Raw genomic sequence first — 1,107 nt, forward strand, 5'->3', positions numbered from 1 at the left:
TGGCATCTTTGAGGGAGGTGATGTTCCACATGAAGCCTGCCGTTCCGACCAGCCCTCCGTCGATGGTGGCCGGGCCCCGGGCGACTTCAAACCATTGCAACGATGCGCCGCTACCACGCGTGCCCTCGGTACGCACCATCTGGCGGGTTTGCATGGCTTCAAGCTCTTTGGCGAAGTAGGCCGCTGCGTCCTCCGGCGGCACCAAGTCCACATCGGTCAGGCCCAGCATGTCGTGGGCAGTGGCAAAACCATGCAAATCCGCCACCCCCTGGCTGGCCACCAGAAACCGGCCCTGCGTGTCCTTGAGCCAGGTGTTGAACGGAAAGTTGTCGAGCAGGGCGCGCTGGTAGCGCTCGCGCAGCAGCAGCCGGGCCTCGGCCTGTTTGCGCAGGCTGATGTCGATGGACGCGCCCACCGTGGCGTACTGGCCCGGCCCCAGCAGCACGCGGGTCTTGAAGATATCGACCCAGGGCGCATCGGGCTGCATGCCCTGGGGCTCTTCCTGGTGCACCACCCCGCCGTTGCGCAGGACCTGGGCATCACTCTCCCGGAAGTAGCGGGCCACCGGCTCGGGCCACAGGTCCAGGTCGGTGCGCCCCTCCACCGCATCGAGGCCAGCCACCTGCGCGTAGGCGGCATAGGCGGGGTTGACCCGCAGGTACACGCCCTGCGCATCTTTGAGCCACACCGGGAACGGCAGGCTGTCCAGCAAAATGCGCTGCTGCTGGCTCTGCCGCTCCAGGTCCGCCCTGCCATCGGCTGCCGCCTGGGCCGCTGTGCGCAGCGCGCGCGTGCCCGCCCAGGACAACAACGCCGCCGCCGCCGCCCCGCCTGCTGCCTGCCAGGCACCGGGCGGATGCAGCAGCCAGCTGGCACCCAGGGTGGCCGCGCACAGCCCCCAGGGTGCCCATCCAAGCTTGCCAATGTCCAACGCCATGCTGAGTCCCTAAAGCCAATGCACACCTGGCACAGCGCATCGCCCGGTCACACCGCACCAGGCGTTGTGACCGGGCGATGCGCCAAGCCGACTTGTAACATTGTGCGCCAGGGATGTGGCGCTGTGGGGTCTACCGCACGCTTAACCGTGGATGTCCGGGATGCTGCCGT

The 1,107-nt window shown here is 67.8% G+C and carries 1 protein-coding gene; it reads right to left on the bottom strand.

Annotated features, from left to right (window positions below):
- The coding region (locus tag AC097L_RS25790) for a PAS domain-containing protein (RefSeq protein WP_479589542.1) at positions 1 to 937 on the bottom strand (937 nt) is incomplete at its 3' end.
- Positions 938 to 1,107: the final 170 nt, after the last annotated feature.

Source organism: Rhodoferax sp. RT5P35 (assembly GCF_056521385.1).